Source organism: Achromobacter sp. UMC71 (genome assembly GCF_014170305.1).
In the GTDB taxonomy this organism is placed as follows: domain Bacteria; phylum Pseudomonadota; class Gammaproteobacteria; order Burkholderiales; family Burkholderiaceae_B; genus Achromobacter.
Map to the genome: position 1 here is coordinate 313,250 of NZ_LZZT01000045.1, position 21,276 is coordinate 334,525.

The following is a 21,276-nucleotide window of genomic DNA, read 5'->3' on the forward strand; positions in this document are numbered from 1 at the left end:
TGATTTCAGTCCACCCGCCACCAGCTGGGCAGCAGATTGCGCACCTTGGCGCGGCGATAACGATCGTCGATCAGGTGCACCGTGCCGACGTCCTGCTCGGTGCGGATCACCCGGCCAGCCGCCTGCACCACCTTTTGCAGGCCGGGGTACAGATAGGTGTAGTCGTAGCCCTGCTCCTGGCCATAGCGCAGGTCCATGGCGCGCTTGATGTTCTCGTTCACGGCATTGACCTGCGGCAATCCGAGAGTGGCGATGAACGCGCCGATCAATCGCTTGCCCGGCAAATCCACCCCTTCGGAAAACGCGCCGCCCAGCACCGCGAACCCCACGCCCTGCCCGTTTTCGGTGAAGCGCGCCAGGAACGCCGTACGGTCGGTTTCGCCCATGCCCGGCGTCTGCAGCCAGATCGGCACCTGCGGATGGCGCAGCCGCATCAGGTCGGCCACCTGCCGCAGGTAATCGAAGCTGCTCAGAAAGCCCAGGTAGTTGCCGGGCCGACGCGCGTATTCCGCGGCAATCAGGTCGGTGATGGGCGCCAGCGAACGCTCGCGGTCGCGATAGCGGGTAGATACGTTGCCCACCACCTTCACTGCGAGCTGTTCGGCCTGAAACGGCGCAGCCACGTCGATCCAGGCGGCATCCGCAGGCAGTCCCAGGGTATCGCGATAGAACTGCTGCGGACTCAAGGTGCCCGAAAACAGCACCGTGGCATGCGCCGCCGCGTGGCGCGCCGCCAGGTACGGCGCCGGAATCACGTTACGCACGCACAGCGTCGAAGGCGGCGTCTTGGCGCCCAGCGCGCGCCCGTCGGCCCGCGTCACGTCGAACAGCGCGTGCGAGCCGAACTGCTCGGCCAGGCGCATGAAATGCAGTGCCTCGAAGTAGAACGCCAGCACCGGGTCGTCTTGCGCCAGCGGTGACTCGCCCAGGTGGTCGGTGATGGCGGTCACGGCCTTCTGCACCGCCGCCAATACCCCGGCGGGCGCGGCATCGTACGCCTGGTAAGCCTCGGCCTGCTTCTTGTTCAGCGCCGTCCATGAGCGCTGCAGGCCGTCCAGCGCCTTCTTCAGCGGCTTGGGCGCCGCCTGCCGCGCCGCGGCCAGCGACAACTGGTGCAATTCGCCCGTGTACATGCGACGGGCGCGCTCCACCAGGTTGTGCGCCTCGTCCACCAGCACCGCCACCTTCCACTGATTGGCCTGCGTCAGCGCGTGCAGCATGGCTGTGGAATCGTAGTAGTAGTTGTAGTCGCCCACCACCACGTCGCTCCAGCGGATCAGTTCCTGTGACAGGTAATACGGACAGACCTGGTGCGCGCGGGCCACGGCGCGCACAGTAGGCGCGTCCAGGCGGCTTTGAATCTGCGTCAGCGCCGCCTCGCGCGCCGCCGGCAAGCGGTCGTAGAAACCCCGCGCCAACGGGCAGGACTCGCCATTGCAGTCTTTGTCCGGGTGCTCGCAGGCCTTGTCGCGCGCCACCAGGTCCAGCACCCGCAGGCCGGGCGCGGCGGGCTGCGCGTTCAGGGTGTCCAGCGCCTCCAGCGCCAGATTGCGCCCCGAGCCCTTGGCCGCCAGGAAGAACACCTTGTCCAGCCCGGCGCCCGGACTGGCCTTGAGCAGCGGAAACAGCGTGCCCAGTGTCTTGCCGATGCCGGTCGGCGCCTGCGCCATCAGGCAACGGCCGTCGCGTGCCGTGCGGTACACGGACACCGCCAGCTCGCGCTGGCCGCTGCGGAATTCGCCATGCGGAAACGCCAGTTTTTCCAGCGCGGCGTCGCGCGCCTGGCGATGTGCCAGTTCCGTGCCCGCCCACGCCAGGAAGCGCCCGCATTGCGCTTGGAAAAACGTCGCCAGCCATGCCGCGTCGCGGCCTTCGGTCAGCACGGTTTCTTCTTCGGTGGTGACATTGAAGTACACCAGCGCCACCCGCAGCTGGGTCAGGCCGCGCGCCTGGCACAGCAGGTGGGCGTAGACCCGCGCCTGCGCCCAATGCGCCGCGCGGTGATTCTCGCGCACGCTGTCCAGCTTGCCTCGGTAGGTCTTGATCTCTTCAAGCTGGTTGGCCGCAGGGTCGTAGCCATCGGCGCGGCCACGCACCAGCAGGTTTTCGTATTGGCCCGACAGCGCCAATTCGGTTTCGTAGGCGGGCCCGCGCCGGCCCGTGACCACGCCATGACCCGCCATGCCTTCCAGCCCGCTCGGCGCGGGCGTGAAGCGCTGGTCCAGGTCGCCCGCGCGGGCCGTGAACTCGCACAGCGTGCGCACCGCCACGGCGTAGGTCATGCCTGGGCCTCGCGCCAGCGGACGTGGCAGACACGCACCGGCATGTCATGCGCCGCGCAATACGCCAGCCAGCGGATCTGGTTGTCCTGCAGCTTGTCGCCCGGGCCCTTGATCTCGATCAGTTCATAGCCGGGCGCGTCCGGCCAGAAGCGGATCAGGTCGGGCAGGCCCGACCGGTTGGCCTTCACGTCGCGCAGCAGCCGCTCGAAAAACAGCTTCAGGTGCGCCGCGGGCAGGCAGTCCAGCGCCTGTTCCAGCAGCGTGTCCGACAAGGCGCCCCAGAACACGAACGGCGACTGCACGCCCCGCTTTTCCATATAGCGCTGGCGTATGGTGGCGCGGTACTCGCCCGTGTCCAGCTGCGCCAGGCAGTCCGCGAACAGCGCCTGGCGCCGCGCGTGAAAATCCGGCGCGTCCAGATCGGCCGGGCCGCGCTGGAAAGGATGGAAAAACGCACCGGGCAATGGCGCGAACACCGCCGGCCAGCAGAGCAGGCCGAACAGCGAATTGATCAGCGCGTTCTCCACGTAGTGCACCGGCGCGTCGTCGCGGTGCAGATGGTCGCGCGCGGCGAATTCCACCGGCGCGGGCGGCTGGGGCCGGTCCAGCTCCAGGTCCAGGCGGATCACAGGCGCGGCCGCCCCGCCGCTCGGCGCGCCCTGTCCCAGCTTGCGCCGCAAGCGCGGCAGCATGCGCGCCAGGCGCTGGGTTTCTTCTTCGCTTTCGGGTTGCGCCTGGGCCTGTAAGGCCAGCGCCAGCGCCTCGTCGAAACACGCCATGCGTTCGTACATCCGGATGCGGCGATGCCGCGCCCCGGGATAGGCGCACAAGGCATAGACGCGCTGGGCAGCCTGCCAGTCTTGCGCGCGTTCGCAGGCCTGGCCGATGCGCAGCAGCACCTTGGCGCGGCGCTTTTCCAACCAGGGGTTGTCGCTGGCGCAATCGGCCACCGCTTGCAGCAACGCATCGACGTCCAGGCCGTCGTCCAGCGCCCGGCGGCAGGCATGCAAGGCCAGATAGCGGTCCACGTCGTCGCGCGTCTGGAACGCCCGCGATGAAGCGTCGAACGGCACTGCTTCGTACTGGAACACGCCCAGATCGGCCAGCACGAATTCGGACCAGTCTTGATGCAGATTGCCGAAGAACATCAGGCGCAAGCGCTCGCACAGGTCGGCCACGGCCACGCGCCAGGCCGGATCGCCGCCCGGCCGCCACGCCGCATACGGTTGCGCCTGGGGTTGCGTCGCCCGCAACGCGTCCAGCAAGTCGCTCTTGCGCGCCCCCTTGGCCACGGCCCCGGCAAAGATGCGGTCCAATTCCGGCCGCGTATGCAGCGCGAACAGCTCGTCCAGCGTCATGGGCGCATCGGCATCAAGCCAGCCCAACGCCAGCAGCGGCGCCGCGGCCTCCTGCGTGCTGGAGATTTCGTCGTACACCAGCCGGCTGGCGCGAAACCACGGCCCGCGCCGCATCAGCATACGCACCAGCAGCGCCTGGGGGGCCTGCGGCAACGCCGCGAAGTCCGCCAGGAAGCGGCGTTCGCGCTCGTCCAGCAGGTCGGCGTAGCGTTCGGCCACCCAGGCCAGGGCGCGCTGGAAATTGTGCAGGTAGTAGTAGCGGTGCGGGGCAAGCATCGGCGGGGCCGGATGACTGGTTATTTATCCAGTAATCATAGCAGGCCGATCAGCCCCGCAAGCGCCGACCCTGATGACGCAAGACGCAAATTCATCCATGCCGCACGATCTCGAACCCCTCGTCTTCCTGCGGCGCCACAAAATACGCGGTGATGGCGTCGTACTGCGCCTCGCTGGTCGTGAACGGATGCATGCCCGACGCGTTGCGCGCCCGCAGCCGCGCCTTGCAGACCTCGTCCGGCAGGTCCAGGAAATGCAACTGGTGACCGCAACCCGCCGCCTGGGCGGCCTCGCGCAGCCATTCGCGGCTGCGGCGGGTGTTGGCCGGAAAATCCAGCACCACCGACAAGCCGGCTTGCACCAGCGCCACCACGTGGCTGCCCAGCGCGTTGCGCAAGCGGCTGGCGCAGCGGCCGTAATCCGCCACGTCCAGGATCTCGCCGGGATACAGCGCGGCCAGCCAGGCGTCCTCGCTGATCAGCAGCGTGCGCGGTTGCGACGCCAGTTGCGCGGCCAGGGTGGACTTGCCGGCGCCGATCTTGCCGCACAGAAAGTGCAACATTGGCGTGGGAACGTAAGGGGAAAGATGGGCTTGCATGGCGTGCCTTCAGGAAAGAAACCAGGCGGCGGGCCAACAAAAAACCCGCCAGTGGCGGGTTGATGTAGCGATGATCCGACGCGCGCTAACCCACCATTGGCCTAATGGTGGTAATAATCAAGGCGAACGAGGGTTGCGGGCGGTTCATGCGAAGATGATGCGCGCGCCTGGCGACGCTGTCAAATGCGCGGACGCGGCGTCCATGGCCAACACCCGCAACAACGCAAGCCACAACCGCCAACCGTCTGCCAACACTCCCGCAAGGATGCCATGCCCGCCCCCACCGTGACCCTGCGTCTGGCCACCGCCCGCGACGCCGACGCCATCGCCCGGATGCACGCGGCCAGTTGGGCCGTCACCTACCGGGGCCTGCTGCCCGACGGCTTTCTCGACACGAACCTGGCCAGCGAACGCATGGTGCACTGGCAAGACAAGATGCAGGAAGCCAACGCCGGCGCGCAAGCCGTGTTCATCGCCGAACAGGACGGCCAACCCATCGGCTTTGTCTGCGTCAAACAGGAACATGACAGCCCGGACGGCGTGCTGCTGGACAACCTGCACGTGCTGCCCGCCTACCAGGGCACGGGCGCCGGCAAGCGCATGGTGGCGCAGGCCGAAGCCTGGGCCCGCGCCCGCGGCGCCTCGCATCTGTACCTGTACGCGCTGGAAGGCAACACCCGCGCCATCCATTTCTACGAGCGCCAGGGCTGGCAATACGCCGGCACCGAGACCGACCAGATCGGCGGCGTCACGGCGCAGGCGCGGCGCTACGAGCGGCCGCTATAGGACTGCGGTAGCCGCCCATGAAAACGGCGCCACGCCGCCCGAAGGCAACGCGGCGCCGTTGGCCGCACGCGAAACGCGTAGGACTAGCGCTTGGGCTGCGGCGCCGCGCCTACGTCCTTGCGCACCTTGGCCACGTCGGACGCGCTGACCTTGGCGCCCTGGTTGCCCCAGCTGGCCCGCACGAAAGTCACCACGTCGGCGACTTCCTTGTCGGTCATGCGCCAGTCAAAGCCCGGCATGGCGTACGCGGTCGGCGCCGCCGTCGTGCCCGGCATCTGCGCGCCCTTGAGCACGATGTGGATCAGCGAGGTCGGGTCCGCCGAATTCACGGTCGAGCTCAGCGCCAGCTGCGGGAACGTTTCCGTGTAACCCTTGCCGGTGCTGCGGTGGCAGGCCGCGCAGTTGTTCAGGAACGCCATGGCACCGTCGCCCTTGTCCGTGCCCGTGCGCAGCGCCTGCGCCACGGTCTCGTTGTAGGCCAGCGGCTTGGTCGCGTCCTTGTTGACCGGCGGCAAACTCTTCAGATACACCGCGATGGCATTCAGGTCGGCATCGGTCAGGTGCTGGGTGCTGTCCTGCACCACCTGCGCCATGCCGCCAAACGCCGCCGAGTGGCCATTGCGGCCGGACTTCAGGAAGGCTGCGATGTCTTCCTTGCTCCAGCTGCCCAGGCCATCGGTCATGTCGCCGCGCAGGTTCTTGGCGAGCCAGCCTTCGACCACGCCGCCCGACAGGAACGCAGAACCGTCCGCGTCGCTCAGCGCCTTTTCCTGCAAGGCGACGCCGCGCGGCGTATGACAGGTGCTGCAGTGGCCCAGGCCTTCGACCAGGTACTGGCCGCGCAGCAGCGCCTGCTTGTCCGCATCCGCCACGGCCGCGGCGTTGGCGGCCGGCGCCGTCGCGACGTCCGGCGCGAACATCCAGCGCCACACGCCCAGCGGCCAGCGCATCGACAGCGGCCAGGTGATGTCGGTGTCCTTGTTGGCCTGCTTGACCGGCTCGACGCCGTGCATGAAGTAGGCGTACAGGGCCTTGACGTCATCGGGCGTCACCTTGGCGTAGGCGGTATACGGCATGGCCGGATACAGCGAATGCCCATCCTTGGCCACGCCGTGGCGCACGGCCCGGTCGAAGTCCTCGTAGGTGTAGTTGCCGATGCCCGTGTCCTTGTCGGGCGTGATGTTGGTCGAATAGATCGTGCCCAGCGGCGACTCGATCCCCAGGCCGCCGGCGAACGGCTTGCCGTTGGTGGCGGTATGGCAGGCGATACAGTCGCCGGCGCGCGACAGGTATTCGCCCTTCTTGATCAGCTGCGCATCCGCGGTAGCCGGGGTGCCGTCGGCAGCCCAGGCGGCGCCGCAGACCAGCACCGAAAGCGCCGCAACAATGGTTTTCTTCATCATTGTGGGCTCCTTAGGCCTGGACCAGCGGGCCGGGGTTTTTGAGGTACTGGTCGCGGATCGCTTGCGCGGCCCAGTACGCCAAGGCGCCCACCAGTCCGGTCGGGTTGTAGCCCATGTTCTGGGGGAACGCGCAGGCGCCCATCACGAACACGTTGGACACGTCCCAGCTTTGCAGGTACTTGTTGACCACGCTTTCCTTGGGGTTGGACCCCATGATGGCGCCGCCAGTGTTGTGCGTGCTCTGGTAGACCCGGGTGTCGTAGCGGGCGCCCTTCTTGCGCACGGCCACGAAATGCTTTTCGGGCTTCATGGCCTTGGCCACTTCGTCCATGCGGCCGCCCATGTAGCCGAGCATGTCGAATTCGTTGTCGTGCCAATCGAACGTCATGCGCAGCAAGGGTTGGCCGAAGCTGTCCTTGTAGGTCGGGTCCAGCGACAGGTAGGCGTCGCGGTACGACATCACCGAACCGGAAATGCCGATTGTCATGTAGCGCTGGTAGGCATCCTGCACGCCGGCCTTCCAGGCCGTGCCCCAGCTGGGCGTACCCGGCATGGTGGGCGTGGTCTTGATGGGACGGCCGCCGTAGCGCACGTGGCGGATGCTGGCGCCGCCCACGAAGCCCAGCGGGCCGTGGTCGAACTGGTCGCCGTTCAGGTCGTCCATGCCCACGCCGCCCGCGCCCGTGCCCACGAAGGGGTTGAGCTGGGTGCCCTTGGGCAGCAACACGTTGACCGCGCCGTTCATCTGGTAGGCGTAGTTCTTGCCGACCACGCCTTCGTTGGTCTTGGGATCGTAGGGCTTGCCGATACCCGACAGCAGCAGCAGGCGCACGTTGTGCATCTGGTAGGCCGACAGGATCACCAGGTCGGCCGGCTGATCGACCTCGCGGCCCTGGGCGTCGATGTAGGTCACGCCGATGGCCTTCTTGCCGGTCGAATCGAGGTTGACCTTGATGACGTGCGACTGGGTGCGCAGTTCGAAATTGGGCTTTTTCAGCAGCACCGGCAGAATCGTGGTCTGCGGCGACGCCTTCGAATACATGTAGCAGCCGTAGTTTTCGCAAAAACCGCAGAAATTACAGGGGCCCAGGCGCACGCCGTACGGGTTGGTGTACGGGCCGGACGCGTTGGCCGCGGGCGCCGGATACGGGTTGAAGCCCACCTCGCGCGCAGCCTTCTCGAACAGCTGGGCGCCGTAGGTGTTGGCCAGCGGCGGCAGCGGGAATTCCTTGCTGCGCTTGCCTTCCAGCGGGTTGCCGCCTTCGACGATCTTGCCGTTCAGGTTGCCGGCCTTGCCCGACGTGCCGCAGACGTACTCGAACTTGCTGAAGTACGGTTCCAGTTCGTCGTACGTGACGCCGAAGTCCTGGATGGTCATGCCTTCGGGAATGAAATTCTTGCCGTAGCGCGTTTCGTAGCGCGTGCGCAACTCAAGCTCTTCGGGCAACGTGCGGTAATGCATGCCGTTCCAGTGAAAGCCCGCGCCGCCCACACCGGTGCCCAGCAAGAACGAACCGTTCTGGCGGTACGGCACCGCCACGTCGTCCACGCCGTGGCGGATCGTAACGGTTTCCTTAGACAGGTCCTGGAATAGTTTGCCGCGCACGGAGTACGCCAACTCGTCCAGCACCTTGGGGTATTCCGCGTCCTTGGGCGTGTCCTGCATGACGCCACGCTCCAGCGCCAGCACGTGCAGGCCGGCTTCGGTCAGCTCCTGACCCAGGATCGCGCCGGTCCAGCCGAATCCGACCAGGACGGCATCGACTTTTTCTTTCTTGATACCCATGGCTTACCCCTTTTCCCCAGAAATCGATACGGGCCCGTAGGGGTACTTGACGTTGGGCTGGTCGACCCAGTCCATGAAATCGCCGCGCGCGCCGGGGAAACCCACCATCTTCCAACCCACCATGTTCTTGTTGCCGCCGTACATCGGGTCGGCGAAGAACCCTTCCTTGGTGTTGGACAAGAGGAAGCTGAAGAACGTCTTGGCGGGCACGCTGTCCAATTCGATCTTGCCGCCTTGCAGGTCTTTCAGGATCTGCTCTTGCAGGGGCTTGTCGAGTTCCGCGTAGACCTTGCTGTGGGTCTTCTTGCACCAGGCATCACAGGCCTCGATGCCGTGGCGATAGACCTCGCGCGGGTTCTGGTTCAACTGGTAGCCCAGTTCGGGCGCCACGTCGGGATGGAACGGGCCCTGCATGTACCAGAGCTTGCCGTGGCCGAACGGCGTTTCCATCTGGCGGTCGATGAATTCCGGCACGCCGGCTTCGATCGCGCCCGGACCGTACTGGTCAGCGGGGATCAGGTGATCCACCGCGGCGACGATGAAGTTCCATTCGGGCTTGGTGAAGTAGGTGGGCTGGTAGGCCTTGGCCGCGTTTGCCGCGCCGCCTTCCGACGCGTTGGTACAGGCCGTGGTCAGCGTGCCGACCGCCAATGTGGACGCCGGCACGATGGCCAGCGCCTGCAGAAACCGCCTGCGCGGCTTTGCATCTTCTGTCATAGACATCTCCGTGAGAATTCCAAGTTGTCCTAGCGCGCTACCGAACATGAACCCTGGAAACACGAACTGCCGAGCTAGAAACAACACGCTTTTCGTTACAGAAAAACAGCTTTCCCTTGAAAAGGGACATAAGGGGAAGCGGTCCCCATTATGCGCTTTTTGGCGCATCTGATCCGCTCATAAGACCGGATCAGATTGCATTTCTTGACTTGGGATTCAGTTTTGCATTAAGGACACTGTAAGAAGACAGTGAGTGGGCGACGGGTCTGTATAGTGCGGAGGCCCGATTTCCTGCGCGGCCAGACAGACGTACGGCTTGCTAATAAAAGTTACTCACGGACACCATTCCATGACAGAGAAAAGCAAAACGTGGCGCAGCACGACCACCACGACCCGCTGGAGCTCGACAAAAGGCCTGACCCGCGAACAGCGCGACAGCCTCGATTCCCTGCTGGACGGCGCCGCTGACGCCGCCAATGTGCGCGTCAGCGAGCAATGGAGCTACGCCAGCGGCGGCGAAGACGGCCCCTTCAAGGTCGAGATCAAGGACGGCGCGGTCACCGTGAACGGCCAGCGTTACGACAGCCTGGACGAGGTGCCGCGCGCCGACCGCGAGCGCATCGAGGCGCTGCGCGGCGGCCTGGCGGACGGCGGGCTTTGGGACATGCTGAAGAACGCCGGCATCGACATCGGCGGCCTGGCGGGCGCGCCGGACCAGCGCGATCCGGCCAAGCCCGAATTCATCATCGAAACGGATATTCCCGACGTGCGTAGCGCGGCGCCTGCCGTGAGTGGCGCGCCGCAGGCGCAAGCGTTTCCGGCAAGCGCGTCGTCGCCAAACGCGCCGGCGCCCGGCGCCGTGCCGCGCAGCGGCGGTGGCCTGCTGCGCATGGTGCTGGTGGTGGCGGCCGTGGGCCTGGTCTGGTGGGTGTTGCGGCTGATGAACGTGGTGTGACCACGGCGCCCGCTATAGCGCGGGCGCTTTCCCTTCCAACGAGGGCCCGGCGGAACCGGCTAGGTGGTCGTCTGCACGTGCAACCGGCTGGTCTGGCAGCGGTGCAGCGCGCGGTAGTGTTCCAGCGGCCGGCCATTGGCGCCGTAGGCAATGGATTCGATGCGCAGCAGCGGCTCGGGCTCGGTCATGCCCAGCAACGCGCAGGTTTCGGCGTCAGGCAGCACCGCGTCGATCCAGCGTTCGGCGCGCACGATGCGCAGGCCATACTGGCGGCGCAGCACGTCGTACAGTGAACGGTTTTCCAGCCGGGTGCGGTTCAGCCCCGGCGCCAGGTCCGCGGGCACCGCGGTCTCAACCAGCAGCTGCAGTTCGCCATCGACGCTGCGCAAGCGCTTCAGCGCGACGACCTGCGCATCGAAGGCCAATCCCAGCGACGCCGCTTCGCGCTCGGTCGGTGCGCGCAGCTCCTGCAGCAGCACCTGGGTGCGCACCGTGCGGCCCTTGCGTTCCATCTCGTCCGAAAAGCCCAGCACCGTGGAAACGAAATCCTCGTCGCGCTCGCGCGCCGACACGAAGGCGCCCTGCCCCCGGATCTTGTAGATCAGGCCATTGCGCACCAGGTCGGCCAGGGCTTCACGCACCACGATGCGCGAAATGCCGTATTGCTCGCCGAACTCGGCCTCGGTAGGCAGCTTGGCGCCGACGGCCAGCTCGCCCTGCAGGATCTTGCCGCGCACCACGTCGCGAAACTGCGTCCACAACGGGGCGCTGGCGCTGCGGTCCAGCACGGTGTCTTCGGTAGGGGTCGAGCTGCTCATATCGTGACGGGGCTTGAAACGGAAAAAGGAACACAATGCCGGTCCCGCAAGGTGGCGATGCAGGCCTGCAATTCGTCGTCGCGGCGCGCGGGGCTCCAGCCCAGCTCGGCCGCGGCGATGCCGGCCAGCTCGGCCGCCAGCGCGGCGGTCATGCGGCCGCGGATGGCCAGCAGCGTACGGCGGATGACCAGGTCCGCCAGGTGCTGCACGGCCGTCTCGCGGCACAGGTAACGGACCTCGGCGGCCGAATAATCCGGCGCGTGCCGCAGCGGCGCATCGCCATCGTCCGCGAAGCCGCGCGCCAACGCCTGCGCGCCCGACCCATAGCGGTTGACCAGCTCGGCCACGCGCGGACGGGTCAGCCCGCTGACGGACTGGATGCGATCGAGCAGGCGATCCAGCCCCGGCGCGTCGGCCGGCATGCCGGCGCCGCCGCCGATGGCCAGTTGCTCGGTCGAGTGCGTGCGGGCGCGGCCCAATTGCCGCAGCACCGCGTCGGCCGCCAACTGCGCCAGCGAACGGAAGGTGGTCCATTTGCCGCCCACCAGGCACACCAGCGGCACCTCGCGCGCGGCATTCGGCGGATCGATCGCCACCGCGTGATCACGCGAAATCTGGCCCGGCTTGTCGGCATCCGACTGCGCCAGCGGCCTGACGCCGACGTAAGTGTAGACCACGTTGCCGCGGCCAAAATCCAGCCGCGGAAAGACCTCGCGCAGCACGTCCAGCAGGTAGTCGATCTCGGCCGGCTCGGTGGCTGCCTGATCCGGATCGTCCACCGGAATATCGGTCGACCCCACCAGCACGCGATCCAGAAACGGATACACGATGCAGACGCGGCCGTCGGAGGCCTCGAAGTACGCCATGCGTCCGCGCAAAGCGTCGCGCAGCGCGGGATGATCCAGAATCAGGTGCGAGCCCTTGGTGCCCATGACGCGTGACCCCGCGCCCTGCAAGGCTCCCGCCGAGCGGTCCAGCCACGCGCCAGTGGCGTTGACCACGGTGTCGGCGGTGACCTGCACCGATTCGCCCGTGAGTTCATCGCGCAGCGTCACCGTGCGCCCCAGGCACGCGGTGACGCTGCAGTAGTTGGACGCGGCCGACGCGGGCTGGTCGCGATGGCCGTCGCGGATCAGTTCCAGCACCAGCCATTCGGGGTGGCGGATCCAGGCGTCGTAGTACGTGGCCGTCCAGCGCACCGACGCGCTGAACAAGGCGCCGTCGTCGGCCGGCACCCGCGCAATGCGGTGTTCCGGCATGACGCGCTGGCGCCGCCCCAGGCGGTCGTACAGCCGCAAGCCCAAGCCCACCACGCACAGGCCGCGTGCGCCGGGCGAGGCGCGCAGGCCGGCAAAGCGCAGCACGCTGCCCACCAGGCCGCCGAAACGACTGGACAGCGGCACCACGGTTTCCAGCGGCCGCACCAGATGGGCGGCATTACGCAGCAGCAGATTGCGTTCGCGCGTGGCCTCGGCCACCAGCGAAAACGCGCCGCTTTCCAGGTAACGCAGGCCGCCGTGGATCATGCGCGACGGCGCGCTGCTGGCGCCGGCCGCGATATCGCCCTTGTCCACGATCAGGCAGTCCACCCCTTGCAGGCACAGGTCGCGAAACACCCCCGCGCCATTGATGCCGGCGCCCACGATGACCGTGGAAAAATGCCGGCCGGCCAGCGCTGCCGGACGCGCATAGGGCGTGGCGGCGGTCATCGCGCGGCTCCCGCTATCTGCGCGAACGCCGGCGCCATGCTGTCCACCAGCGCGTGAAATTCCGTATAGAAGTCCGCGTGCGCGGCGTGTTGCCGCGGATCGGCTTCGACCTGTTCGCGCGGCGCCGGCAGGCAATCGCCCGCCCCTTGCGACAGCGCCGCATAGCCCGCCGCGCCGCGCGCGCCGGTCTCATCATCGCCGCAGCGCTCTACCGCATGGCCCAGCAGGCCGGCCAGCAACTGCGCCATGCGCCGGTCGCGGGCGCCGCCGCCCAGCGCGGCCACCCTGCCCGCCACACCCAGGCCCTGCGCCGCCAGGCGTTTCAGGTGCCAGGTATGCCAGGCCGCCACGCCGTCGACCACGGCGCGGGCCAGGTGGGCGCGCGTGTGGTGCCCCTGCAATCCCACGAAGCCGGCGCTGGCGCCCGCCGGCCAATTGCCGCCATTGATGAACGGCAGAAAGCGCAAGCCCTCGGCGCCCAACGGCACCGACATGGCGCATTCAACCACCGCCGTCGCATCCGGAAATTGCAGCGCGCGCGCCGCCCAGGCCACATTGGCCATCGACGACGGACTGTTCTCCAGATACAGCCTGCGATCCGGATCGCCAAAGCGAACGATGGCGCCGACCTCGGGCTTGGGTTCGCGCGCCGGGGCCACCACGGCGTTGACGCACCAGGTGCCCAGCACCGCCACGGCATTGCCGTGGCGCTCGGCGCCCACCGCCCGCAGCGAGGCGAGCAGATCGATTGCGCCCATTGCCACCGGCACGCCGGCCGGCAGGCCGAAGGTTGCCGCGGCCCCGGCCGACACCCGGCCGATCACCGAACCGGCCGCAACGATCGGGGCCGCCTGCGCGGCCAGATCGGCCAGGCCGGCGGCCTCGAACGCCATCGCCGACCAGACGCCCGTCTTCAGCGTCAGCAAGCCCGCCGTGCTGGCGTCGCTGGCATCGGTGGCGATCTGGCCCGTCAAGAGAAACGCCAGATAGTCCTTGGCGAACAGCAGGTGGCGGGCGCGGCCGCGCAGCGCCGGGTCCGCCTGGAAGCGCTCGGCCGCGATCAGCGACGATTGCCCCGACCACGGCCGGCAACCAACCTCGTCGTAGAGCGCATCGCCCAGGCGCAGCCCCAGCGCGCGGGCAAGGCCCGCGGCGCGCTGGTCGGTGGACGCCACCGCGCCGCCGCCCAGCAGCTGGCCGGACGCATCCAGCAGGTACAGCCCCGCTCCGTGGCCGGTGCAACTGAGCGCGCGCACCTCCCGCACCCGATCACCCAGCTGGGCAGCGACGCCCCGCAGGGCGTGCGCCAGGCCGGTCTCGATGGCATCGGCGGCCAGTTCGCAGCCGCCCTGCGGCAACTGCCGGTAGGGCAACGCGCCGCCCGCGGCCGCCAGGGTGGCCCCGCTCCCAGCTTCGAAGGCAACCGCCTTCAAGCCCGTGGAGCCCATGTCTATCCCGAGGTAGATGTCTGTTCTCATGTCATAACATTGTCTACAGAAATTTTTTGCAGGATAGCAGTGTTTCCCCTAGTAATCTAAAAATTTCGGCTGCCATATAGTGCTCTCGATGTCATAACAACGAATTGGTCGAATCAGACCGATCAGCAGGTTCCCGGGCCCCAGGGCCGTTGGATCAATGCAAGGACGAGGAGCGGAAACATGAGACGAGATTTCTTGAAGACCGTGGCGGCGGCGGGCGCGGGCCTGGCCAGCGCCAATGCCTTTGCGCAAGCCGCGCCGCAGGCCCCCGGGCTGCGCGGCAACCCCAACGACGTCTACGTGATGAACGTGATGGTGTCGGGCGTGGAGTACTGGTTCCCGGTGTACGAAATGATGAAGCAGCTGGGCCAGTCGCTCGGCGTGCGCACCCGCTATTCGGGCACGCCCGAGTACGACGTCAACAAACAGCTGGCCTCGTTTGAACAGGAACTGGCGCGCAAGCCGGCCGGCATCCTGCTGCATCCGATGAACCCTGACCCCTTCATCGAACCCATCAACCGCGCCGCGGCGATGGGCATTCCGGTGGTGACCTTCGCCGCCGATTCGCCCAACTCCAAGCGCGTGTCCTTCGTCACGTCGGACAACGACCGCGAAGGCGCGCAGGCCGCCGACGCGATCGCCGCCGCGCTGGGCGGCAAGGGCGAATACGCGGTGCTGGAAAACCCCGGCCAGGACAACCACGACCGCCGCATCGCGGCCTTCATCAACCGCATGAAGACCAAGCACCCCGGCATGAAACTGGTGGGCCGCGCGGCCAGCAACCAGGATCCGAACAAGGCCTACCAGGCCACGTTGAGCCTGGCGCAGGCCAACCCCGGCCTGGGCGCCCTGTTCATGCCCGAGGCCAACTCCGCGCTGGGCGCCGCGCAAGCCAGCATCGAAACCAAGAAGAACATCAAGGTGCTGTGCTGCGACGTCAACGCCAAGATCCTGGACATGATCAAGTCCGGCGAGGTGTTCGGTTCGGTCAACCCCAACCAGGGCGTGCAGGGCTACATGGGCATGATGCTGCTGTTCCTGGCGCGCAACCAGCAACTGATCGACCCCATGAACGACGCCAAGCGCAACGGCAGCAACCCCATGGCGGTGCCGTTCCTGGACAACGGCCTGTCGATCGTCAGCAAGGCCAACGCCGACGACTTTTATTGGGACAAGTACCTGGCGCGCCGCGGCACCAAGGGCATCAACGAATGACGCCCGCCGCGCCCCTGCTGGAACTGCAGGGCATCAGCAAGCGCTTCGGCGCGGCGCAAGCGCTGGCCGGCGTGCACTTCTCGCTGCAACGGGGCGAAATCCATGCCCTGTGCGGCGAGAACGGCGCCGGCAAGTCGACGCTGATGAAAATCATCGACGGCATCCATGCGCCCGACGCCGGCGCCATCCTGCTGGATGGCCAGCGGGTCGTCATTGACGGCCCGGCGCACGCCATGCGGCTGGGCATCGGCCTAGTGCACCAGGAAATCGCGCTGTGCGGCGACGCCACGGTGGCCGAAAACCTGTTCATGCCGCACATCAACACCCAGCCAAGCGCCTGGATGGACTACGCCGACCTGAACCGGCGCGCCGTGCAGGTGCTGCGGCGGTTGGGGCAGGACATCGACCCGGCGTTGCGGGTGGACCAGCTGGGCATCTCCAGCCAGCAACTGGTCGAGATCGCCCGCGCCCTGACGCTGGACTGCAAGGTGCTGATCCTGGACGAGCCCACCGCGGCGCTGACCGAAGTGGAGTCGGCGGCGCTGTTCCGCGTGCTGCATGGCCTGAAGGCGCAGGGCATCGGCATCATCTACATCAGCCACCGCATGGCCGAGATCTTCGAGCATTGCGACCGCGTCACCGTGCTGCGCGACGGCCGCGACGTGCACTGCGCTTGCATTGCCGACATGACGCCGGACGCCCTGGTGCGCAGCATGGTCGGGCGCGACCTGGGCAACTATTACCCGCCCGGGCAGGCCGATACCGGCCAGCCGCCCGAAACCCTGCTGGACGTGCAGGGCATCGATGACGGCGCCCGCGTGCACGGCATCTCTTTCAGCCTGCGGCGCGGCGAGATCCTGGGCATCTCCGGGCTGATGGGCGCCGGCCGCAGCGAGCTGGCCGAAACCGTCTGCGGCCTGCGGCGCGCGCGCCAGGGCTCGGTCAGCCTGCGCGGCAAGCCCCTGCGGCTACGCCGCTACGCCGACGCCCTGCGCCACGGCATCGCCTATCTCAGCGAAGACCGCAAGGCCGCCGGCCTGTTCCTGGACATGCCCATCGAGCAGAACGTGTCGTCGATGGCATTGGCCCGCATCAGCGGCCGCTTCGGCCTGTTGCGTCGGCCGGCCGAACGCCAGCTGGCCGTCGACCTGGGCGCCAGGCTCAAGCTCAAGTCCGCCGGCGTGGGCCAGGACGCCGCCTGCCTGTCGGGCGGCAACCAGCAGAAAGTGGCCATCGCCAAGCTGCTGGCCACCCGCCCCGCCGTGCTGCTGATGGACGAACCCACCCGCGGCGTCGACGTGGGCGCCAAATCCGAAATCCACCACCTGCTGCGCGAACTGGCCGACCAGGGCGTCGGCGTGGTGGTGATCTCATCCGAATTGCCCGAAATCATCGGCCTGTGCGACCGCGCGCTGGTGATCCGCAACGGCAGGCTGGCCGGCGAGCTGGCCCGCGCCGACATGACAGAAGAAAAGCTGCTCAGGCTGGCCTCGGGCCTGGGCGCACAGGAGACGGCATGATGACGGACCTACCCTCCCCGGCCTCCGCCAGCGCTGCGCTGGCGCCCCAGGCAGCAGGCGCGCCGCCGCGCCTGCGCCACCGGCTGGCCAGCCTGCGCGAAGCCGGCCTGCTGCTGATCATCGCCGCGCTGTGCATCGTGATGAGCTTCGCCTCGCCCCACTTCCTGACCTGGGAAAACGTGCGCGCGATGCTGCTGTCGTTTTCCATCGAAGGCATCGTCGTGGTCGGCATGACCTTCCTGGTCATCGTCGGCGGCATCGATCTTTCAGTGGGCTCGGTGGTGTGCCTGGCCATGGTGGTAACCGGCAAGCTGTTTCTGATGGGACTGGATCCGTGGACGGCGGGCCTGGCCGCCATCGCCGCCAGCGCCGCGATCGGCGCCATGATCGGCGGCTGCGTCACGCGCATCGGGCTCAGCCATTTCATCGCCTCGCTGGCTTTCATGGTGATCGTGCGCGGGCTCTGCCTGGCCATCACCCAGGGCACGCCGCAATCGCTGTTTTCCTTGCCGCCGCAGTTCAAGTTCATCGGCCAGGGCACGATCGCCGGCATTCCCGCGGTGATCCTGATCTTCGGCGCCATCGTCGCCCTCAGCGACTTCGCGCTGCGCCGCTCGGCCCTGCTGCGCAAGGTGTTCTACACCGGCAGCAACGAAAAGGCCGCGCTCTACGCCGGCATCCGCACCGGCCGCGTCAAGTTCTGGGTCACCGTGCTGTGCTCGGCGCTGGCGGGCCTGGCCGGCGTGGTCTACACCGCGCGCTTCGGCGCGGCCACGCCCACTTTCGGCGTCGGCATGGAACTGAACGTCATCGCCGCCGTCGTCATTGGCGGCGCCAGCCTGAAAGGCGGCTCGGGCACCGTGCTGGGCGCGGTGCTCGGCCTGGCGCTGCTGTCGGTGGTGACCAGCTCGCTGATCCTGCTGGACGTGTCGCCGTACTGGCAGGACGTGGTCAAGGGCCTGATTCTCCTGGGCGCCGTCACCGTCGACCATCTCATGAACGTCAAGAAGGGACATCGATGAACACCATCACACTGGGCGCATGCGCCATCCGCTGCCAAACCGTGGGCCTGGGCACCTGGGCCATGGGCGGCTGGATGTGGGGCGGCAACGACGACGCGGCCGCCATCGACGCCATCCGCGCCTCGCTCGACGCGGGCGTGCAGTTGATCGACACCGCCCCCGCCTATGGTCTGGGCCACGCCGAAAGCCTGGTCGGCCGCGCCCTGGAGGGCCGCCGCGACCAGGCCGTGATCGCCACCAAGTGCGGCCTGGTGTGGCACACCCGCCAGGGCCGCCATTTCTTTGACGAAGACGGCCAGGCCGTGCACCGCCATCTGGGGCGCGCCTCCATCTTCCATGAAGTCGAGCAAAGCCTGGCGCGCCTGCGTACCGACTACATCGACCTGTACATCACCCACTGGCAGGACGACACCACGCCGGTTGCCGAAACCATGGACGCCCTGCTCGACCTGAAGCGCCAGGGCAAGATCCGCGGCATCGGCGTCAGCAATGTGGACGCGGCCACGCTGGCCGAATACCTGCGCCACGGCCCCGTCGATGCCATCCAGGAACGCTACAGCCTGATCGACCGCGACATCGAAGCCACCCTGATGCCGCTGTGCCGCGAACACAAGGTCGGCATCCTGGGCTACTCGTCGCTGGCGCTGGGCCTGCTGGCCGGCCCCATCGATCCTGGCCGCCAGTTCGGCGGCGATGACCAACGCGCCGGCAACCCGCGCTTTTCGACCGGCAACCGCGTTCGCCTGCAAGCCTTCTTCCAGGACCTGGAGCCGCTGCGGCAACAGCTGGACTGCACGCTGTCGCAACTGATGATCGCCTGGACCACCCGGCCCGGCGGCGTCACCGTGGCGCTGTGCGGCGCCCGCGACGCCCGCCAGGCCACCCAGAACGCGCGCGCCGCCGCGCTGCGCCTGGATCCCCCACACATCGCCGCTATCGACGCGGCGGCCCAGCGCCACCTGCAAGCGCTGGACTGACCCCGGAGCCCTCATGCCGCACCTCAAACAAGCCCGCCTGAATCGCCTGCTGAACGCCGGCCGCTGCCTGGACATCGCCGTAGACCACGGCGTCTGCAACGAGCCCAGCTTTCTGTCGGGCCTGGAAGACATGCCCGCCGTCATGGCCCAGCTGCTGGCCGCCGGTCCCGACGCCATCCAGCTGAACTACGGCCAGGCCGATCTGCTGCAGCAGCAGCCCGGCCGCGACAAGCCCGCCCTGGTCATGCGCCTGGACATGGGCAACCCCTACAACGCCACCATCCACCGCGTCATGTGGGCGGTGCTGCAAAACGAACAAGACCCCGTGCTGCCCGCCGTGCAGATGGACGCGGCCTGCGTCGTGGTCAACCTGTTCATGCTGCCCGGCGAGCCCGACCTGTTCCGCCAATGCGTGGCCAACATCGCCCGCGTGCGCGCCGACTGCGACCGCTACGGCATGCCCCTGATGATCGAGCCGCTGGTCATGGCGCCGCATTCCGAGCGCGGCGGCTACATGGTCGACGGCGACGCGGAAAAAATCGTCACGCTAGTGCGGCTGGCGCGCGAAATGGGCGCCGACATCGTCAAAGCGGACCCCACCACCCATGCGCAGGACTTCCACCGCGTGGTGCAGGCCGCCCGCTGCCCGGTGCTGGTGCGCGGCGGCGGCCGCGAAGACCTGCGCCAGGTCTTTGGCCGCTCACGCGAGCTGCTGGACCAGGGCGCCGTGGGGCTGGTGTATGGCCGCAACGTCTACCAGCATGCCGATCCGTCGGCGGTGGTGCGAGCGCTGATGGCGCTGATCCATGACGGTGTGGACGCCAAGCAGGCATGGGATATCTACGAGCGTTGACGCCAGCCGATTCCCCAGGCGCAGGCCGCCAGCGCCGCGGCCACCCCAAACGCCACCCCCATCCCCCGCGCCACCGCCGCGGGCGGCGCCTCGGTCAGGTCCGCCGTCCCCGCCGCCAGGGCGAACACCGCGCCCATGGCCGAGGCCCCGGTCACCAGCCCCAGGTTGCGCGACAGGCTCAACATGCCCGCCACCAGCCCGCGCTGTCGCGCGTCGACGTCGGCCATGACGCCGGTATTGTTGGCGGCCTGAAAGACTGCGTAGCCGATGGTCAGCACCACGATCGGCCCGATATAGCCAGCCACGCCCAGCGCCGGCGGCAACGCCGCCAGCAGCGCCGCGCCCGCGACCATGGCCGCCAGGCCGCGTCGAGCGATCCGCGCCGCGCCATGGCGGTCCACCAGGCGCCCCGCCGGCACGCCGCACAGCGCGCTGACCAGCGGCCCCGCCGACATCACCAGCCCCGCCATGGCCGCGTCCAGCGCCAAGGCCTGAGTCAGGTAGAACGGGCCGACCACCAGCGTGGCCATCATCACGGTCGACACCAGCGCGTTCATCGCCAGGCCGGCTCCCAGCTCCCGGTCGCGCAACATCGCCGGGCGCACCAGCGGCGCCGCCAGCCGGGCCTCGATCCGCAGGAACAGCCACCCGCCGGCCGCCGCCGCCAGCAGCAGCCCGGCGTTCAGCGCCCCCCAGTGGCCGCGCCCCAACGTCATCGCCAACGCATAGGCGCCCAGCGTGACTGCCAGCAACACCGTGCCGTTCACGTCGACGCCCGCGCCGCCCGCCCTGGGCCGGTCTGCCGGCAGATGGCGAGCCACCAGCGCCAAGGCCAGCAGGCCCAGCGGCAGGTTCGCCAGGAAGATCAGACGCCAGCCCAACGCCGCGATCAGCACGCCGCCCAGCGTCGGTCCCAGCGCCGTGCCCACCGCCGACATCGTGCCCAGCAAGCCCATCGCACTGCCGGTCCTGTCCTTGGGCAGGATGTCGCCCACGAACGCCATCGACAGCGCCATCATCACGGCGGCGCCCGCGCCCTGCGCCGCCCGCGCCGCGATCAACCACCCGAGCGTGGGCGCCACGCCGCACAACGCCGACGCCACGGTGAACACCACGATGCCCGCCAGCAGCAGGCGCCGGCGCCCCCACTGGTCCCCAAGGCGACCCGCGCCGACGACGCAGATCGTGACCGCCAGCAGATACGCCAGCACGACCCACTGCACCTGCGGAAACGGCGCGGCAAAGGCCTGCGCCAGCGCCGGCAGGGCCACGTTGGCGCTGCTGGTACCCAGGGAGGCCAGCAGCAGGGATAGCGACAGGCTCGCCAACGCCCAGGCGGCGCGCGGGGCCGATACAACGGCCAGGGGGGGATCCTGGGCGGGATGCCGGCCCTGGCGCGCCGCAGCGCTCCCGACCGGGTTCGGGTTCGGGTTCGGGTTCGGGTTCGGGTTCGGCAAGGATTCGGACATGATTTTCTGCGGCGGCGGGCATCAAAACGGCCGCCCGACGTGCACCGGACCGGC

General features: G+C 68.1%; 17 protein-coding genes. 7 read left to right on the top strand and 10 right to left on the bottom strand.

Annotation, left to right across the window (positions count from 1 at the left end; genetic code table 11):
- Window positions 1-5: 5 nt before the first annotated feature.
- The 3 genes from A9974_RS22305 to A9974_RS22315 all read right to left on the bottom strand — a co-directional run bounded on the left by A9974_RS22305 (window position 6) and on the right by A9974_RS22315 (window position 4,478).
- On the bottom strand, window positions 6-2,282 hold the full coding sequence (locus tag A9974_RS22305; protein WP_183006345.1) for an ATP-dependent DNA helicase: 2,277 nt from the start codon (window positions 2,280-2,282) through the stop codon (window positions 6-8).
- The gene (locus tag A9974_RS22310) at window positions 2,279-3,916 is read right to left on the bottom strand and encodes a VRR-NUC domain-containing protein (protein ID WP_183006346.1); all 1,638 of its coding nucleotides are present in this window, start codon (window positions 3,914-3,916) and stop codon (window positions 2,279-2,281) included. The genes A9974_RS22305 and A9974_RS22310 overlap by 4 nt, the downstream gene beginning before the upstream one ends.
- Before the next feature lie 91 nt (window positions 3,917-4,007).
- Window positions 4,008-4,478 carry an ATP-binding protein gene (locus A9974_RS22315; RefSeq protein WP_255468292.1) on the bottom strand — a complete coding sequence of 157 codons (471 nt, stop codon included), beginning with the start codon at window positions 4,476-4,478 and terminating at the stop codon, window positions 4,008-4,010.
- A 306-nt stretch (window positions 4,479-4,784) separates the two neighbouring features.
- On the opposite strand from A9974_RS22315, the gene A9974_RS22320 reads away from it, so the two are divergent.
- On the top strand, window positions 4,785-5,300 hold the full coding sequence (locus tag A9974_RS22320) for a GNAT family N-acetyltransferase (protein WP_183006348.1): 516 nt from the start codon (window positions 4,785-4,787) through the stop codon (window positions 5,298-5,300).
- Window positions 5,301-5,383: 83 nt separating this feature from the next.
- On the opposite strand, the gene A9974_RS22325 is transcribed toward A9974_RS22320, so the two are convergent.
- Genes A9974_RS22325 through A9974_RS22335 form a run of 3 tightly spaced genes read right to left on the bottom strand, consistent with a single transcriptional unit; the run spans window position 5,384 to window position 9,206 of the window.
- Window positions 5,384-6,703 (bottom strand): cytochrome c, encoded by a 1,320-nt coding sequence (locus A9974_RS22325; protein ID WP_183006349.1) that lies wholly within the window; start codon window positions 6,701-6,703, stop codon window positions 5,384-5,386.
- 10 nt (window positions 6,704-6,713) lie between these two features.
- Window positions 6,714-8,489: a GMC family oxidoreductase gene (locus A9974_RS22330; RefSeq protein ID WP_183006350.1), complete on the bottom strand. Its 1,776-nt coding sequence runs from the start codon at window positions 8,487-8,489 to the stop codon at window positions 6,714-6,716.
- 3 nt (window positions 8,490-8,492) lie between these two features.
- Window positions 8,493-9,206 (bottom strand): gluconate 2-dehydrogenase subunit 3 family protein, encoded by a 714-nt coding sequence (locus A9974_RS22335; protein WP_183006351.1) that lies wholly within the window; start codon window positions 9,204-9,206, stop codon window positions 8,493-8,495.
- Window positions 9,207-9,555: 349 nt separating this feature from the next.
- On the opposite strand from A9974_RS22335, the gene A9974_RS22340 reads away from it, so the two are divergent.
- Window positions 9,556-10,161 carry a hypothetical protein gene (locus tag A9974_RS22340; protein WP_183006352.1) on the top strand — a complete coding sequence of 202 codons (606 nt, stop codon included), beginning with the start codon at window positions 9,556-9,558 and terminating at the stop codon, window positions 10,159-10,161.
- 59 nt (window positions 10,162-10,220) lie between these two features.
- On the opposite strand, the gene A9974_RS22345 is transcribed toward A9974_RS22340, so the two are convergent.
- From A9974_RS22345 to A9974_RS22355, 3 genes are read right to left on the bottom strand one after another with little or no spacing between them, the layout of a single operon-like run.
- Complete coding sequence (locus A9974_RS22345; RefSeq protein WP_183006353.1) at window positions 10,221-10,979, bottom strand: GntR family transcriptional regulator; 759 nt, start codon at window positions 10,977-10,979, stop codon at window positions 10,221-10,223.
- Complete coding sequence (locus A9974_RS22350) at window positions 10,976-12,688, bottom strand: glycerol-3-phosphate dehydrogenase/oxidase (protein WP_183006354.1); 1,713 nt, start codon at window positions 12,686-12,688, stop codon at window positions 10,976-10,978. Before A9974_RS22350 ends, A9974_RS22345 begins: the two co-directional genes overlap by 4 nt.
- Entirely contained in the window at window positions 12,685-14,166 is a 1,482-nt protein-coding gene (locus A9974_RS22355; protein ID WP_183006355.1) for an FGGY family carbohydrate kinase, read from the bottom strand. The genes A9974_RS22350 and A9974_RS22355 overlap by 4 nt, the downstream gene beginning before the upstream one ends.
- Window positions 14,167-14,346: 180 nt before the next feature.
- Between A9974_RS22355 and A9974_RS22360 the strand changes: the two genes are divergently transcribed.
- The 5 genes from A9974_RS22360 to A9974_RS22380 are packed head-to-tail and all read left to right on the top strand — an operon-like array spanning window position 14,347 to window position 19,753.
- Window positions 14,347-15,381, top strand: a complete 1,035-nt coding sequence (locus A9974_RS22360; RefSeq protein WP_183006356.1) for a substrate-binding domain-containing protein — start codon at window positions 14,347-14,349, stop codon at window positions 15,379-15,381.
- Window positions 15,378-16,901: a sugar ABC transporter ATP-binding protein gene (locus tag A9974_RS22365; protein ID WP_183006357.1), complete on the top strand. Its 1,524-nt coding sequence runs from the start codon at window positions 15,378-15,380 to the stop codon at window positions 16,899-16,901. Before A9974_RS22360 ends, A9974_RS22365 begins: the two co-directional genes overlap by 4 nt.
- The gene (locus A9974_RS22370) at window positions 16,898-17,923 is read left to right on the top strand and encodes an ABC transporter permease (RefSeq protein WP_183006358.1); all 1,026 of its coding nucleotides are present in this window, start codon (window positions 16,898-16,900) and stop codon (window positions 17,921-17,923) included. Before A9974_RS22365 ends, A9974_RS22370 begins: the two co-directional genes overlap by 4 nt.
- Window positions 17,920-18,900: an aldo/keto reductase gene (locus A9974_RS22375; protein WP_183006359.1), complete on the top strand. Its 981-nt coding sequence runs from the start codon at window positions 17,920-17,922 to the stop codon at window positions 18,898-18,900. The genes A9974_RS22370 and A9974_RS22375 overlap by 4 nt, the downstream gene beginning before the upstream one ends.
- 13 nt (window positions 18,901-18,913) lie before the next feature.
- Entirely contained in the window at window positions 18,914-19,753 is an 840-nt protein-coding gene (locus tag A9974_RS22380) for a class I fructose-bisphosphate aldolase (RefSeq protein WP_183006360.1), read from the top strand.
- Here A9974_RS22380 and A9974_RS22385 read toward each other — a convergent pair.
- Window positions 19,741-21,222 carry an MFS transporter gene (locus A9974_RS22385; RefSeq protein ID WP_183006361.1) on the bottom strand — a complete coding sequence of 494 codons (1,482 nt, stop codon included), beginning with the start codon at window positions 21,220-21,222 and terminating at the stop codon, window positions 19,741-19,743. The two genes, A9974_RS22380 and A9974_RS22385, sit on opposite strands and share 13 nt — an antisense overlap.
- Window positions 21,223-21,276: the final 54 nt, after the last annotated feature.